Source organism: Brenneria sp. hezel4-2-4, from assembly GCF_013155275.1.
In the GTDB taxonomy this organism is placed as follows: domain Bacteria; phylum Pseudomonadota; class Gammaproteobacteria; order Enterobacterales; family Enterobacteriaceae; genus Brenneria.
On sequence record NZ_JABJXS010000001.1, the window covers coordinates 848,912 to 865,741 of the forward strand.

At 53.4% G+C, this 16,830-nt stretch carries 11 protein-coding genes; all 11 read right to left on the reverse strand.

What is annotated here, in order from left to right; translation table 11 throughout:
* Positions 1–35 precede the first annotated feature (35 nt).
* Complete coding sequence (locus tag HOY33_RS03890) at positions 36–1,259, reverse strand: anaerobic sulfatase maturase (protein WP_172288698.1); 1,224 nt, start codon at positions 1,257–1,259, stop codon at positions 36–38.
* A 146-nt stretch (positions 1,260–1,405) separates the two neighbouring features.
* Positions 1,406–2,860, reverse strand: a complete 1,455-nt coding sequence (locus tag HOY33_RS03895) for a DUF1593 domain-containing protein (protein WP_172288700.1) — start codon at positions 2,858–2,860, stop codon at positions 1,406–1,408.
* 13 nt (positions 2,861–2,873) lie between these two features.
* A complete protein-coding gene (locus HOY33_RS03900) occupies positions 2,874–4,457 on the reverse strand; it encodes a carbohydrate porin (protein WP_253906914.1) in 1,584 nt (527 codons plus the stop codon).
* Between the two features lie 292 nt (positions 4,458–4,749).
* Positions 4,750–5,586, reverse strand: a complete 837-nt coding sequence (licT, locus tag HOY33_RS03905) for a BglG family transcription antiterminator LicT (protein WP_172288702.1) — start codon at positions 5,584–5,586, stop codon at positions 4,750–4,752.
* A gap of 180 nt (positions 5,587–5,766) precedes the next feature.
* Complete coding sequence (locus HOY33_RS03910) at positions 5,767–7,671, reverse strand: beta-glucoside-specific PTS transporter subunit IIABC (protein WP_172288704.1); 1,905 nt, start codon at positions 7,669–7,671, stop codon at positions 5,767–5,769.
* A gap of 747 nt (positions 7,672–8,418) precedes the next feature.
* The gene (locus tag HOY33_RS03915) at positions 8,419–9,816 is read right to left on the reverse strand and encodes a glycoside hydrolase family 1 protein (RefSeq protein WP_172288706.1); all 1,398 of its coding nucleotides are present in this window, start codon (positions 9,814–9,816) and stop codon (positions 8,419–8,421) included.
* A gap of 265 nt (positions 9,817–10,081) precedes the next feature.
* Entirely contained in the window at positions 10,082–12,283 is a 2,202-nt protein-coding gene (katG, locus tag HOY33_RS03920) for a catalase/peroxidase HPI (RefSeq protein WP_172288708.1), read from the reverse strand.
* 357 nt (positions 12,284–12,640) lie between these two features.
* Positions 12,641–13,516, reverse strand: a complete 876-nt coding sequence (locus HOY33_RS03925; RefSeq protein WP_172288710.1) for an EamA family transporter — start codon at positions 13,514–13,516, stop codon at positions 12,641–12,643.
* Positions 13,517–13,617: 101 nt separating this feature from the next.
* Positions 13,618–14,889: a Glu/Leu/Phe/Val dehydrogenase gene (locus HOY33_RS03930; RefSeq protein WP_172288712.1), complete on the reverse strand. Its 1,272-nt coding sequence runs from the start codon at positions 14,887–14,889 to the stop codon at positions 13,618–13,620.
* Positions 14,890–15,003: 114 nt separating this feature from the next.
* Positions 15,004–15,609: a TetR/AcrR family transcriptional regulator gene (locus HOY33_RS03935; protein ID WP_172288714.1), complete on the reverse strand. Its 606-nt coding sequence runs from the start codon at positions 15,607–15,609 to the stop codon at positions 15,004–15,006.
* Between the two features lie 55 nt (positions 15,610–15,664).
* Positions 15,665–16,828: a pyridoxal phosphate-dependent aminotransferase gene (locus HOY33_RS03940; protein WP_172288716.1), complete on the reverse strand. Its 1,164-nt coding sequence runs from the start codon at positions 16,826–16,828 to the stop codon at positions 15,665–15,667.
* Positions 16,829–16,830 lie beyond the last annotated feature (2 nt).

The following is a 16,830-nucleotide window of genomic DNA, read 5'->3' on the forward strand; positions in this document are numbered from 1 at the left end:
TTAATGAAAATACCCAGACAGTCATTCAATTTCAGTTAATAGAATGTTTGTTTGATATTCCTCCTTATCTTTTTCATCGATTCTTTACGCACCATTTGCGTTAATAATGACTGCATGCGCGGCAGCACATGCAACAGATGCGTTTTAAATCCGTCACAAAAATAATTTTTATTCGGCCGACCATCGCTGGAAATTTCAAAGCGATGTTTTGGGCAGCCGCCATGACATACCGGCCTTACCGCGCAATTCAGGCAATCTTTACTGATGTTTTTCAGTTTATGCTGACCAAAAGCGATATTGCGCGGTGAATTAACCAACGAGACCAAATCATCCTGATTAATATTTCCCAGCTTATGTTCGGGATATACAAAATGGTCGCAGGAATAGACATCGCCGTTCGACTCGACAATAAGATTTCCGCCGCAGGTTTCATTAATGACACAGGCGCTGAGCTGACCGGTCATTTTGGTCAACGTATGCTCAAAATTCATGACAAATACATTGCCCAAATCGTGTTGCACCCAGTAATCAAAAATAGTATTCAGGAAACGCCCGTAGGCTTTGGCGGGAACAGACCATTCCGTTACGCTGCACTGGCCGGAAAAATCAGGCTGGATCAGCATCAGTCCGTTTGCGTCCGGCTGCGCCGCACGGCGCTCCACCAGCGGAATAAACTGCATATAACGGCTGCCGATGCGCTTGAGAAAATGGTAAACGTCCAGCGGACGTTTAACGTTTTCCGCATTCACCACCGTCAACGTATTGAATTCGACCCGGTGACGCTTCAACGCCTCCAGCCCTTGCATCACGGCATCAAAGGTGCTTTTTCCGCTTCGGGTAAGGCGATGCGCGTCGTTGCTGATCCGGTCGCCATCGATCGACAGACCGACCAGAAACTGGTTTTCCTTTAGAAAGCGCGCCCAGTCATCGTCAATATTGATGCCGTTGGTTTGAAAGAAATTATTGATCCGTTTGCCGCCGCGGTATTGATTCTGTAACCGTAGCGCCTCACGAAAGAAATCAATGCCCAGCAGCGTCGGTTCGCCGCCCTGCCACAGAAAGTCCACCACGTCGGCCTGCTGCCCGCTGATATTTTTACGGATATAATTTTCCAGCGTTTCGCCATCCATCTTCCAACGGCTTTTCCGCTCTGGATAAAGGTGCTCCTTCTCCAGATAAAAACAGTAAGAGCAATCGATATTGCATACCGAACCCGACGGCTTGGCCATCAATTGAAAATTGGCAATGGATTGGCTCATGGATACCTCTGTCTCTGCTTACGGGGGGGACAACCACTTATTGAGTTCCGTGCGGTTGGGATTGCCAACGTCCTTGTCGGCCGATAGTCATCAAACACAGCGGTTTCTTTTCTCCCGACGCGCGATCGTCAATCCGGCGCCTCCATTCACTGCGCTGCGGGCAACACCGTCACAATCGCCCGCCGATAGGACGTTAATGCCGGAGAGCCGTTGTCTTTCCCTTCCAGAATAATATGGAACGGCGTCGCTGTCTTGACGGCGGGCGCGGTGAAACGGGTTTGTTCCCCCTCTTGATGAGACAGCTCAAGTCCCGGCCCAAAATGAATGCCCATCGCCGTTGCGGTCGGTTCTTTGTATTGCCACCAGCGATACGTGACCTGATTGCCGTCGACATCGCCGGAACCCTGCGCCGAGAGCGTGACCACCTCGCCGGATTTCACCTGCCAGGACAAAATCTGTGTCCCCGGCGCGCCATTGAGCACCAGATTGGGGTTATGGTTGGCTTTTTTCACCTCCCCGGTCAGAGTCCAGTCCATTCGGGCGGCAAAGTCATTCTGGAAAGCATCGCGCCACCGCCAGATCGTCGCTGGCGCCGTGCGGTATTTTTTCCCGTCGACGCCCATGACTTCATCCGATGTGCTGACGCGCAAGCCTCCCGCATCATCCGGTGCGACAGCGGCATAGCGCCCGCCCCAGCCGCCATATTCCGGATGTTCAGGATCGCCAAGCCCGGTGCGCAGCAAATACAGGAAGGATGGCGAATCGCCTTCCATCGAGTATTCCACCGCCGGATATACCGCGCCCAGCGGGCCTTTACGCCGGATGTTCTCCGCCAGCCATTCGTTATTCACTTTGCTCATATCGCCGCCGATCGCCCGCGACGAAGATATCCCGATCCAGGTTGACAGGAAATACTCATTCCAGGCATGAATGCTGGTGATATAGCGCAGCTGCGGGAAATTACCGCGGATCCACACGCCGGTGTTATCCTGATCGGAAATGGCATAAACACGGATCTTCTTGATGAAAGCGGCAACCTCTTCCGGCGTCCGGCGCGCTTTTACATCATGCAGCGCCTGGGCCAGATCGACGCCGCCGCCCCACAGGGTAATCCATAAGGGACGATCGTCCTGTTTATCCACCGCCTGAATGATAAGCTCTGACGCCGGCGTCGATTTGCCATCGCCGACATACGCCATGCCGTATCCCGCCTGCCCGCTGCGAACCACCTGGCGTAGCGCCTGAGCGGAAGGGTATCCCTGCGCATGTTTCTGTAGATTTGGCAACACGCGCTCATAGGCATCAATACGTTCGTGGATCATCGGCGTGTTGACTTTGTCGCGCAGCCAGGTCGAGGTGGTCGCCACGATGCCTTCTACGTCAAATTCATTGCTGTACAACAAAAATCGAACCAGAGACTGGGAATCGTCCGGCTCATTGCCAATATCACTCAGAATCAGTATGCGGGTTTTTTCCGCGTTCACCGCCGCCGCAGCCCCCTCGGTTACCGCGGAGGCCGCCGCCACGGAAAATGCCGGACAACATGCCGCCAGACATACGCTCAATGAAATTGATTTAATCTTTTTTGCTGAAAAAAACATATTTTTTCCCTTATCAGAAAACCACTTCCGCCTGGACGCCGAAGCTGATTTGATACTCTTTGCCATCGTTAAAACTCTGGTTATCTATTTCATTTTCCAGCGCTCTGAGATAGCTGGTGTAGAAACGGATTTCAGGTCGCGATTTCAACAGGCTGGTGTCTACTTTGAACGTGTGCGCCAGCGTCACTTTATAACCCGATTCATCATAGCCAATATTATTGGCGCTATTTTCCTGAATAAAGTAACCCAGCTCCAGCGCCGTTTGGTTGGTTCTATCCCAAATATAGGCAGGGCGAATCACCGCACGAAGGGTTTCAAAATCGGTGTGCGCGCCGGTATACGTGGAGTAAAGGTCATTACCGCGACCATACACCAGTGAATGGGCCATAATAATATCATCACGCAGGTATATTTCCCCCTGGTTAACCAATCGCCAGCCAATACCGTCGCTGTGAATGCCATAATAAGAACTGTTATAGTCAAAATCCGGATTGGCGCTCGAAATATTCATAAATTGACTGGCCATCGAGTTATTGGCGACTTGCGCCGTCAATTCATTAAATCCCCCCAATACAGGGTGACGTAAAATAGCCTGACCCAGCCATGATGATTTTACTTTATAGTCATCACCGGAAGTTTGCGCGGCTTTTTGCTCATCGGTCTGATTAGCAAAAGCATATTTCGCGCCGACTTCCAATGACAATTTTTCGCTCAGCGGAATATCTTTATATCTGACTTCAGCAATATTGACATTAACCTGAGTCGTATCGCTACAGCTTGAGGTTGTACATACGGCACTGTAATTATCGATATCATTACGCGTCAGCGCCATACTTAAAGAACCGACGGGGAGTTGCCAATCTTCAATACCCAGCCCTGCGCCGGAAAGTGTCCGATTACTTTTCCAGTCCAACATATGGATTTCATATTGGGGCAAAGTATGTTTACCGATCCAGAATTTCGCTTCCGGCGCGAAGGGCAGGAATCCGGTCGTTTCAACATACAGTTTACTGAGTTTCCCCATGCCGCCGCCGGCCATCCCTTTTTCAAACGATTCATTACTCTGAGATAAACCTAAATCCCCTTCAAACTGCACATTCGCCCAAATAGATTTATTGCCTTCCTGCCACGCGCGTTTTTTGAACGACAGGTTATACCAACCATCATATTCATTGCCGAAGCGGCCAAGCGATCCCACCGCCCAGGATTTGGGGCCGCCATTGGTCGTGGATGCCCAACCGGTACGGAAATAACCCGAGTATTTAAACCCGGTATCATCCTGAACATATTTACTGATTTTTTTCAGCGTTGATTCTGATAATTCCGGTTCGCTTTCATTCACCGCCGCCGTAGTCGATACGCTGCCGGCAACAGCCGTGGTTTGTTGCGGCTTCACCGCTGTTGATTGTCTGACTTTTTCTTTTTCCTCATAGGCTTGCAGTTTATCCTGGGTAATCCGCAATTGCTCCTCCAGCAACGCCATCCGCTGTTCAAGGGTTAAAGGTTGCGCCATCACATTCGGTGCGAATCCGTAACAGGACAACAACATTAAAACCAGCGCCTTGTGTTTAAATGGCAGATGTTTTTTCTTCATCATTTTATTCCTCATTAATATCGACAACCATCACTCGGTCATGCTCCGTCGTGATGTATCCCTGATGCGGCAAAAAACGGCAATTAGGTACTTTTCCAGGATTAAAAAAACTCCAGGATTAAAAAAAAACCCGCCCAGCCGGATGAATCATCATTTCACCCAACAAGACAGGTTTCGCCTGAATTAAATCAGTTACGTCCTATTTAATGTCACTATAATTTATATTCTTTTATTCATTCAACTTTTACAATTTCGAAACGTGAGCGAAGTCACCTGAAAAAATCTCATCAATATCCTATTTTGAATTATTGTTCAGTCGATTGATATGAATAGTCAAAAACATGATTTCATCCGTTGTCAACTGATATTGATAGTGTCGCTCAACATAATTGTAAACTCGCATCGCACAGGCATAGGCCGTCTGCATTATTTCTTTTATGCCTTCATAAATACTGTCATCGGCATGGCTTACCGCATTCCGATTGAATAATCGTAATGCAAAAAACTTCAAGTGCGTAATGAAACGTTGGTAATCGATGGAATTTTCATCGTATTTAATACGCAGGTCATATTTTACAATGGTTAATATATCCTTAATAAGCGTAGCGCTTTGCACGGTGCTTTGCATATCGGTGTTGTTTTTCGCATTAACCAGATGCAGCGCGATAAATCCCGCTTCATCGTCGGGTAAACGGACTTGCAGTTTTTCCTCTATAATATCCAACGCGCGCAAACCGACGGAAAACTCTTTCGGATAGAAGAGCTTAATTTCCCACAGCAATTGATTATGAATTTTCATGTCGCTTTTAAAGCGTTTGACCGAAAAATTAATATGGTCGCTCAAGGCCAGAAACAGCGTATCCTGTAATTCAATATCCAATGCACTACGCGCCAGCACAATGATCTGTTCGGTAATATTCAGATAGACGGGAGGAATTTCCGCCAGAATTTCCGCAAAAAAAGCGTTCAGCCCGCCGCTGGTTTTGAGAAAACGGCTCTCGATCATCTTTTCATCCACACAATCGCCATTTTTCTTGCCAAAACCAATGCCGCGCCCCAGTGCTACGCACTCTTCTCCTTTGTCTGTCACCGCCAGCACCGCATTATTGCTTAATATTCTGTTTATTTTCATTATGACGCCTGTATGGTTGTTCCGGCGGGGCAACAAGTCCCGGTATCGACCGTTGCCCTGCTCGTATTCTGCTGTCATCCTTGTGTCTTGATTCACCCACTGCGGACACAGTCTACGCCATTATAGGTAGGTAATAACCTGACGATGCTTGTCCGCACCCTTTTTCAGTCTGCATCATAATCATGCGAGCGCAATAATGGTATCGCCCGCCTGCTGGTATCGTTCGGTGCTGAGACTGAATACGCGATAATCATCGGCATTAGTGACCACGATCGGCGTTACCGTGTCATAACCCGCTTTCTCGATCTCGGCCAAATCAAATTCCAGCAATAGTTGGCCTTTCTTTACATCATCCCCTTCCGCGACCTGCATGCGGTAATGCTTACCATCCAGTTGCACCGTATTGATCCCGACATGGATCAGTATTTCAGCGCCGGCGGATGAGCGAATGCCAATCGCGTGGCCGCTGGCGAACGTACTGGCGATTGTCCCGTCTACCGGCGAATAGATGCGGCCTTCCTGTGGCCGGATGGCAATTCCCGCGCCGACGATACCGGAAGAAAACACCTTGTCATTAACCTCGGCCAGCGGAACCAACTCGCCTTTTACCGGGGAACCAATCTGTTGGCTGGCGGCGGTCGTCGCGTTCAGATCGGCGGTCGCGGCCCGGTCGGATGTCGGCGAAGGAGACGACGGTGCCGGTGTTTGCACCGCAGGTGCGTTAGGTTCCTCGAACCCGACAATCATGGTTAAAATCAGGCTGGCAAGGAAAGCGATCACGCAACCGATGATAAAGCCCAGGAAACCCTCGCCGTAGAAAATCGGCAGCGTCAGTAATCCGGGCATCCCCATGGAGATGGCCGAACTTTTCGCATAACCCGCCACCGCGCCGCCCATTGCGGCGGCAATCACCGCGCAGACGAACGGTTTTTTCAGCTTCAGCGTGACGCCGTATACGCCGGGTTCGGTGATGCCGAACAGCGAGGCAATAAAGGAGCTGCCTGCCAGCGCTTTGAGTTTTTTATCTTTGGTACGCAGCATCACGCCCAGCAGCGCTCCGGATTGGGCAAACACGGACGGACTGGACGCGGCCTTGAGGTAGCTGTGCCCCATAACGGAAATATCATTGATAAAGACGGTGACAAACCCCCAATGCACCCCAAAAATCACCAGAATCTGCCACGAGGCGGCAATCAGCGCACCGGCGATAATCGGGTTGAAGTTATAAATGCTCACAAACAGCGAAGCGATTAACTCACTGGCCGAAATGCCGATCGGCCCGATGGTCATCAGCGTCAACGGCACCATCAGCACCAGCAGGAAAAACGGCGTCAGAATATTGCGCACGCTTTCGTGGATGTGGCGATTCAGGAAGCGTTCGATATGCGACATCAGCCATACCGTGAAGATAATCGGAATGACCGACGAGGTATATTTCATCATCACCACCGGCAAACCGAAGAAAGTGACAGGTTCTCCGGCCTCAAACAATCCCAGAATGGTGGGATAGACCAGCGCCCCGGCAATCGATACGGCGACGAAGATATTGGTTTCAAATTTACGTGCGGAGGTGATGGCCAGCAGCATCGGCAGAAAGTAGAACAAGCTGTCGGACGCCGCGTGCAGAATAACGTAGGTGCTTTCCTTGTTGTTCAACCACCCCGCCGCTATCGCGATAGCCAGCACGCCTTTCAACACCCCGGCGGCGGCCATCGCTCCCAGCAAGGGGGTAAAGATCCCCGCCACCAAATCAATCAGCCGCCCCATGATCGAGACGCTATTTTCAGCGCCCGCCGCCGGGGTATCGCCGCCCGAACGTTTATTCCCGCTGTCTTCCAGCAATCCTGAAATCGGACCGAAAGCGCGGTACACCTCCGGCACCCGGTTGCCGATAACCACCTGCAACTGTCCCGACCCATTGATCACCGTAATAACGCCATCCAACGCTTCCAACGCGGGCAAATCCACCTTGGCGTTATCCACGATCTTAAAGCGCAAGCGTGTTGCACAATGAACCAGAGTCGAGACATTTTCCTCTCCTCCGACCAACCTCAGAATACTTTCTGCCAGCACTTTGCTATTCATAATGACACGTCCCGTTTCGTAAATGGCTGCAACTGTCTTGTACAATTTGTCTTGCTTACGCCCGCTGGCCAGCTGGAAAAAAGCAAAAAAAAACCTGGATAAAAAAGTGTGTCAACACACTGTTTTATCCAGGTCTCGCCCAGAAGATCAACGCTTCTGGTGACGTCCAATGGGTTACTTGTAGCAAGTCCGTGCCGAGAAAGCCACTGCTATGTTTTATTTTGTGAAAAGTATCACTAAATTTTTACCAGGGCATCAACAAAAGCCCGCGTCCCAACGTATCGCGTACCGTCCCTGGTAAGCTTGCCATATTACGCCGAGAGCAATCCGCGCAATATGGCATGTCCATGACTTCCCTGAAAACGGCTTGTCTCTTCGTCACAACTCAGGAAGAAACGCCGAGCAACGGTTTGTTTTTCCCTTTGGCGTAAAAGGGGCTGAGTCGGGGGAGGCCTTTAGGATGAGCCGCAGGGATGCGGCTCAAGCCAGTGCCGCGTCAGGAACGCGTCACTGGCGGTCCGTCAAAAGGACTCCCCCGGCGAAGGCATCGCGTAGCGACCCCGTTCCGCCCAAAAGCCAGAGGTCAAGGAGCTGCGGCGATTGAGCGCTCCTTGTCGGGCGCGTGCTACGACGTGGCATGAAAATACCTTTCTTTTCGCGCACGAAATAGCTCTGAACCCACATATTTACCATTATCGGTAAATATGTGAATAAGAGACAAGAAACGACAGGGATTAACCCGCAATATCACTCGGCCAAACTGCGGCCGTTGCTGTTAATCACATCCTGATACCAGAAAAAGCTCTTTTTGCGGCGACGCTCCAGCGTGCCCTGCCCCTCATCGTCACGATCGACATAAATAAATCCGTAGCGTTTCGACATTTGCGCCGTGCCGGCGCTGACCAGATCGATCGGCCCCCAACTGGTATATCCCATCAATTCAACGCCGTCCTCAATCGCTTCCCTTACCTGTATCAGGTGCTGCTTAAGATACTGAATGCGATACTCATCATCGATGCTGCCGTCGGCCTCGGGAACATCCCGTGCGCCCAGGCCGTTTTCAACGATAAACAGCGGTTTCTGATAACGGTCATGCAGTTCATTGAGCAGATAACGCAGCCCTTCGGGATCGATCTGCCAGCCCCACTCCGAACTTGCAAGATGCGGGTTGGGGATCATCCGCATAATGTTTGCCTGAGATACCTGATATTTTTCCGGCTCCGCCGTGGCGCAACCGCTCATATAGTAGCTGAACGAGACGAAATCGACGGTTTCTTTCAGGTCGACTTTATCCTGCTCGGTCACCTGCAAACTGATGTCATTTTCCCGGAAATAGCGCCGTATCCAGTTCGGATAAGCGCCACGCGCCTGAACATCGCCAAAAAACATCCATTCGCGATTGACGCTCTGCGCTTTCAAGACATCCGCCGGCTTACAGGTGATCGGATAGCGCACGCCGCCTAATAGCATATTGCCGATTTTCGCATCAGGAATAATCTCATGGCAGGCCTTTACCGCACGGGCGCTGGCGACCAGTTGGTGATGAATGGCCTGATAAATATCCTGTTTGCTGCGATCGCCCGCCAAGCCGACGCCGGTGAACGGGGCATGCAGCGCCATATTGATTTCATTAAAGGTCAGCCAGTATTTCACCTTGTGGCGATAGCGGGTAAACACCGTGCGCGCATAGCGTTCAAACAGCGGGATGGTTTCACGGCCGCCCCAGCCGTCGTATTGCTTGACCAGTCCATAAGGCATTTCATAGTGGGACAGCGTAATCAGCGGCTGAATACCATAACGAGCCATTTCGTCGAACAGACGATCGTAGAACGCCAGTCCCTCTTCATTCGGTTCGGCCTCATCGCCATTCGGATAAATACGCGTCCAGGCAATCGAGGTGCGCAGCACCTTGAACCCCATTTCGGCAAACAACCGAATATCTTCAGGATAGCGGTGATAAAAATCGATGGCGACGTCCTTGATGTTGGTGATGCCGTCGCCGCGTTCCACCACCTTGCCATGTACGCCTTTCGGTTGAACATCGGAGGTGGAAATGCCTTTCCCACCTTCATTCCACGCGCCTTCGACCTGATTGGCCGCCATCGAACCGCCCCACAAAAATCCTTCCGGAAATGCCTTTTGCATCGCAAACCTCTCCTCATTGACAGCTGAAAAGCAAAAAAAAACCTGATTCAATTCATGATGTTAAAAACATGAATTGAATCAGGTTTCGCTCAGGTTGCCCCGATAACGTCCTCTACCCACAGTTATAGCGGCTAACGCGGCCTAACTCAAGCGCCCAGCGATGATCTCTTGATCGGTGTCTGAAATTTAATAGAGGAATTCACTCTCGGCCCGGCTCGCCGGGCCGAGAATGTTCAGACGCGATGGGTTAACATCGCGCTACGGATCATACCAGGTCGAAGCGATCGAGGTTCATGACTTTGTTCCACACCGCGACGAAATCCTGCACAAATTTCGCCTGCGCGTCCGCGCTGCCGTAAACTTCGGCCAACGCACGCAGCTGCGAGTGCGAACCGAAAATCAGATCGACGCGGGTGGCCGTCCAATTGAGTTCGTCGGTCACGCGGTCGCGTCCTTCAAACACGCCTTCATTGTCCGCCGCCGCTCTCCACGTCGTGCCCATATCCAGCAGGTTCACAAAGAAATCATTGGTCAGCTCCTGCGGACGCCGGGTAAATACGCCATGCTGGGTTTGGCCGGCATTGATGTTCAGTACCCGCAACCCGCCGAGCAGCACCGTCATTTCCGGCGCGCTCAAGGTGAGCAACTGCGCCTTATCCACCAGCAACGCTTCAGCAACAACGCTGTAGCGCCCCTTAAGGTAGTTGCGGAACCCATCGGCAATCGGCTCCAGCACGTCAAAGGCCTCAATATCGGTTTGTTCCTGCGAGGCATCCATACGTCCCGGGGTGAACGGCACGGTCACCGGGTGACCGGCGTTTTTCGCCGCCTGTTCAACGCCGGCGCAACCGGCTAGCACGATCAGGTCGGCCAGCGACACTTTCTTGTCGCCGAACTGGCTGCTGTTAAATGTCTGCTGAATACCTTCCAGCGTGCTTAACACGTGCGCCAGTTGCTCGGGCTGATTGACCGCCCAATCTTTCTGCGGCGCCAGACGAATACGAGCGCCGTTGGCGCCGCCGCGCTTGTCGGAGCCGCGGAACGTCGATGCCGACGCCCAGGCTGCCGATACCAATTGCGAAATAGACAGACCTGAAGCCAGAATTTTGTCTTTCAGATCGGCGATATCCTGTTCATTAACCAGTTCATGATCGACTGCCGGGATCGGATCCTGCCAAATCAACTCTTCCGCAGGGACTTCCGGGCCGAGATAACGGACACGCGGCCCCATATCACGGTGCGTCAGCTTGAACCAGGCGCGGGCGAAAGCGTCGGCGAACTCATCCGGATTCTCATAGAAGCGGCGGGAGATTTTCTCGTAGATCGGATCGACGCGCAAAGAGAGATCGGTGGTCAGCATGGTCGGCACATGGCGCTTTGACGGATCGTGCGCATCCGGCATTTCGCCTGCTCCGGCGCCATCTTTCGGCTGCCACTGATGGGCGCCGGCCGGGCTTTTGGTCAGTTCCCACTCGAAGCCGAACAGGTTTTCGAAGAAATAGTTGCTCCATTTGGTCGGCGTTTGCGACCAGGTAACTTCCAGACCGCTGGTGATGGCATCGCCGCCTTTGCCGGTGCCAAAGCGGCTCTTCCAGCCCAGCCCCTGTTCTTCAATGCCGGCGGCTTCCGGTTCCGCCTCGACCAACGCTGCATCGCCCGCGCCGTGAGTTTTACCGAAAGTGTGACCGCCCGCGATCAGCGCGACGGTTTCTTCATCATTCATCGCCATGCGGCTGAACGTTTCACGAATATCTTTCGCGGCGGCCAGCGGATCAGGATTGCCGTTCGGGCCTTCCGGGTTGACGTAAATCAGCCCCATCTGCACGGCGGCCAGCGGGTTTTCCAGATCCCGTTCGCCGGAATAGCGTTTGTCGCCGCCCAGCCAGATGGTTTCGGAACCCCAGTAAACATCTTCTTCAGGTTCCCACACGTCGGCGCGCCCGCCGGCATAACCGAACGTTTTGAATCCCATCGATTCCAGAGCGACGTTGCCGGTGAGGATCATCAGGTCGGCCCAGGAAATGTTGCGGCCATATTTCTGTTTAATCGGCCACAGCAAGCGACGCGCCTTATCGAGGTTGGCGTTATCCGGCCAACTGTTAAGCGGGGCGAAACGCTGCTGACCCGCACCGGCGCCGCCGCGGCCATCACCCGTACGATAGGTGCCCGCGCTGTGCCAGGCCATACGGATGAACAACGGACCGTAATGGCCGAAGTCTGCCGGCCACCAGTCTTGCGAATCGGTCATCAGGGCGTGGAGATCTTTTTTGACCGCCGCCAAATCCAGGCTGTTGAACGCGGCGGCATAGTCGAAATCTTTATCCATCGGGTCGGACAGGGAGGAGTGCTGGTGCAGGATTTTCAGATTCAGTTGGTTCGGCCACCAATCTTTGTTTGAGGTGCCGCCGCCGCTGTTCGGCACTTTACTACCGCCACCCGAAAACGGGCATTTGCTTTCAGTTGTCATGAGTTTTCCTACCTCTATTTGTGTGTCCTATCGACTCGGCCAGTCTGGTGTACGAATGTTGAGTCGTTGACATGAAATTGCTCGTAATATTCGCCTTGGGTGCTGCGCTAACGGTTAACGTAAAACATGGAATTTCATTGGATCGTTATCAAAAGAACGTCCGTTGACGGCGCGTTCTTTCGGCTGAAATTCACGAGTAATCTTACTCAGTTCAGGGTTATAGATAAAATAGAATCACATGACCATTGCGATAGCTGCTAACTATCAATTAGCTAAAAACAAAAGCTGAATATTGCAGATTAGGAAAGGACGGCAGTAGCAGGCCAACAAGATAACGGTGTATGCCGCGACACGCACTTACCGGGGTGATTGACGCGCCATGCCCCTGCGCGAAGGCAGCTTCACCACCGCGATGAAGGTTCCGCCAATCACCAGCACGGCGCCGGCCAGTTTATAGGCATTCAGGCTATCGCCCATCAGCACTACGCCCATGCCGATGGCAAACACCGGGCTTAACAACGAGAACGGGATAATCTGGTTCACCGGATAACGTTTTAACAGCCAGTACCAGAGCGAGTACGCCACCAGCGACGCGCCGATGGCGCTGTAAAACACCGCAAACCAGCCTCGCCATGACGCATCCGCCAACGCCCCGATCTGATCGGTCTCAAACACCAGCGACGCCAAACCGACAAGCGGGATGGCAAAAAACGACATCCACCCGGCCATGGTCACCGGATGGATATTGACCGAGGATTTAACAATAATATTGCTCACCGCCCACCCCATGGCGCTGATAAGCAGTAAGATGACGGCGCTCCACGACGCGGCCGTCGGACTGCCTGAAATCACCACCGCGCCGCTCAGCGAAACCGCGATCCCCAGACACTGCACCAGACGCAGCTTTTCATTAAGAAATAGCGCCGCGATGATCATGGCGAACGGCGTGCCTAACTGGACGAGCACTGCCGCGGTGCCGGCATCGGTAAAACGCATACCGACAAATAGCAGCGCGAAATGCAACAGCCCGAAGGTCAATGCCAGCCACAGCATCGTTTTCAACTGTTCGCGGTTTATCCGCGTGAAGGGAACAATCAGTAGGGCGACGACGACAAACCGCAGCAACGTTAAAAATAGCGGCGGCAACTCCGCGATACCCATTTTGATGGCGATAACATTGAATGCCCACATGAAGACAACCAGTAAAACAATGAACACATGCCCTAACGCCACAATGTTAACCTTTTATATAAAGAAACAGGCAGCCTCTCACCCATCCGAGTGAGAGGCTATGCGAACCACCCCGGCGATATGAACCTGCGGGCAAATCCGACTCAGGGATACAACCCGCGTTCTTTACGCGCCATCAATATCCTTTCGCAGGCGACCGCATAAGCGGCGGTACGCAGCGTCACCTGTAGCTTATCCGCTTTTTGCCATACGGCATCCAGGGCATTTTTCATGATGTGATCCAGCCGGTTATTAATCTCGTCCTCGCTCCAGAAAAAGCTGGAAAAATCCTGCACCCATTCGAAATAGCTGACCGTTACCCCGCCGGCATTACAAACCACATCGGGCACCACCACGATATTGCGCTGACGCAAAATATCATCGGCTTCAGGGAAGGTCGGGCCATTGGCGCCCTCAAGCACCAGCCGGCATGACAAGTTGGCCGCTCTTTGCGGCGTGATTTGCCCTTCCAGCGCCGCCGGGATCAGAATATCAAATTCCTGCAACCAGAAATCATCACTGCGGATAACGTCGGCCTGGGGATAACCGGCGATGGCGCCGTGCGATTGCTGCCAGGCCATTAATGCGGGAATGTTAATGCCGTCCGCGTGATAGAGCGTTGCGCTGTGATCCTGTACCGCCACGACCTTCGCCCCCTGCCTGGCGAATAGCATCGCCGCGATGCTGCCCACATTGCCGAACCCCTGCACCGCCACGCGGGCGCCATCAAGGGATAAGCCAATGTTGTCAGCCGCCGCGCAGCCGGTGACAAACACCCCGCGTCCGGTGGCGCTGACGCGACCGAGAGAACCGCCCAGATGAATGGGTTTACCGGTCACGACGCCGGTTGTGGTGGCGCCGACATTCATCGAGTAGGTATCCATCATCCATGCCATGATCTGCCCGTTGGTGCCGACATCCGGCGCCGGGATATCCTGCTGCGGGCCTATCACGCCGCCAATCTCGCTGGTATAACGGCGGGTCAGGCGCTCAAGCTCTTTAACCGACAATGCTTTCGGATCGACGCGGATCCCGCCTTTGGCTCCGCCGAACGGCAGGTTCAGTACCGCGCTCTTGATCGTCATCCAGGCCGAAAGCGCCATAACCTCATCCAGCGAGACGTCAGGATGAAAGCGGACGCCGCCTTTGCCCGGTCCGCGTGATAAATTGTGCTGTACCCGGTAACCCTCAAAATGTCGAATGCTGCCGTCATCCATTTCCAGAGGAATATCCACAATCAGCGTCCGTTTGGGATGGCGCAACGTATCGATCCATTCGCCTAACTCACCGAGGTACGGCGACACGCGTTCAATTTGTGATAAATAGGTGGCCCACGCAGAGGACTTATCTGCCGAAACATAAGACAGTGTGCTCATGATTAACTATACCTGCTGATTTAGTTGAAAAACATCATCATTTACCTGAAGAACGGACGTAAGAATCCCTCGCCGCGCGGCGATAGTCAGTTCAATAAGCCAGGGTGTCGTTTTTTACCGTATCCGGCTGGTCGCGGCCGTCACCGGTTTAACCTCCGCCCAACCTTTAAGGCCGCCGATAAGCACCGACATTAACTGCGTGCCGACTTCCCTTTCACTCAGGCCGACGGTATCCATCAGGTCAAAGATCTCCCGCGGATCAAACAGGATGTTCCACAGGAAGACGGCTTTATCGCCGATGTCCGGCAGCGCCATTTCGGCCATCGCCTCGCGCAGCGGCGGCCTGACGGCATCGGCCTGTACCAGAAGATAATCGGCGCCTTCCCACAGGCGCTCCAGATAGCCGCGCCGGTTACGCATCGGCACCATCGCCGCCCCGCGCTCACGCACCAGCTTGATCCAGTAACGGCAAACCTTTTCCAGCCGCTCCAGGCCGGTGCAGGTTTGCCGCTCGCTGAACGCCAACAACAGTGCCCCCACATCGCGCCGATAGGTATTCAACACCTCTTCAACCGATGAAAACTGGCGATATGCGGTCGCCACCGATACTTGCGCCTCCACAGCAATCTCGGACAGGCTGATCGGCCCCTCCGCCACCTCAAACAACCGGGCGGCCGCCTGAATCAGACTTTTGCGATTTCGTTCGGTATCACTGCGCATAATCCCACTCCATACGATGCAAATTAATGTATTACACTGTTGTTGCTTTTGTTTGTTAACTCAGCATCGCCAGGCCGCGCTTCAGTCTGGCGACGCCTTCGGCGATGGCCTCTTTACTGGCCGCATAGGATAGACGCAAATGACTTTCCCCCGCCGCGCCGAATTCGCTGCCCGGACGAACGGCAAGGCCTTGTTCACGCAGCAGCCCCACCATATCAATGGCCGGGATCGGCAATGAATAAGACGGGAAGCAGTAAAACGCCCCTTCCGGCTGATTGAGCGCCAAGCCGGGAATAGCCGATAAGCCGTCCATCATCAGCGCGCGACGCTCGCGGTAGACCGCATACATCCGTTTCACGTCATCTCCACAGGATTTTAACGCCACCAGCGCCGCCCGTTGCACCGCCGTGTTGACGGAGCCATTCAGGGTATTGTGCACGCGCGCCGCCGCCGTAATCATATCAGCCGGCCCCGCCAGATACCCTACCCGCCAGCCCGTCATGGCATAACTTTTCGAGAAAGTCTGACAGTACAGGGTGCGGCCTTTGAAAGCGGGAACCTGCAATACCGACGTAAAGGCCTGGTCGGTAAAGACTAAATCACTGTAGGCCTCATCGGCAATCACCAGCGTACCGGTCTTGCGGACAATACGGCCCAGCGTTTCGATCTCGCGCTGGCTATGGACAATCCCGGTCGGGTTTCCCGGGTTACAGAAGATGAACAAGCGCGCGCCTTCCATCATGCTTTCCAGCAGTTCAAGATCCCAGTGTAAATCGGCGCGGCAGGGCATCGGCAGACAAACGCCGCCCGCCATATTCACCAGATCGGCGTACAGCGAATAGGTCGGATCGGGGATAACCACCCGGTCGCCGGGATTGACGATAGACAAAATCGCCGCCGCCAACCCGCCGGTGCCGCCGTGAGTGACCAGGATCTCGCCGTTGCCGACCGGATCGCCGGACAGTGAGGAAACCTGTTCGGCCAACGCCTGGCAAAGCAGTTTGTCGCCCAACAGCGGGGCATAGTGGGTGTAACCCTGCTGTAAGGCCTCCGCCGCGGCGGCGATGATGCGCGGCGGCGTATCAAAATCAGGCTCGCCCATCGCCAGCGACACCATATCGCTGCTCGACGGAGGTTGTTGCACGCGTAATGAGGTGCTCTCTACGCGTAATACGGCGTTAGACGCCTTGAAGCGCGGGACGGATGTTGAAGAACTCATTT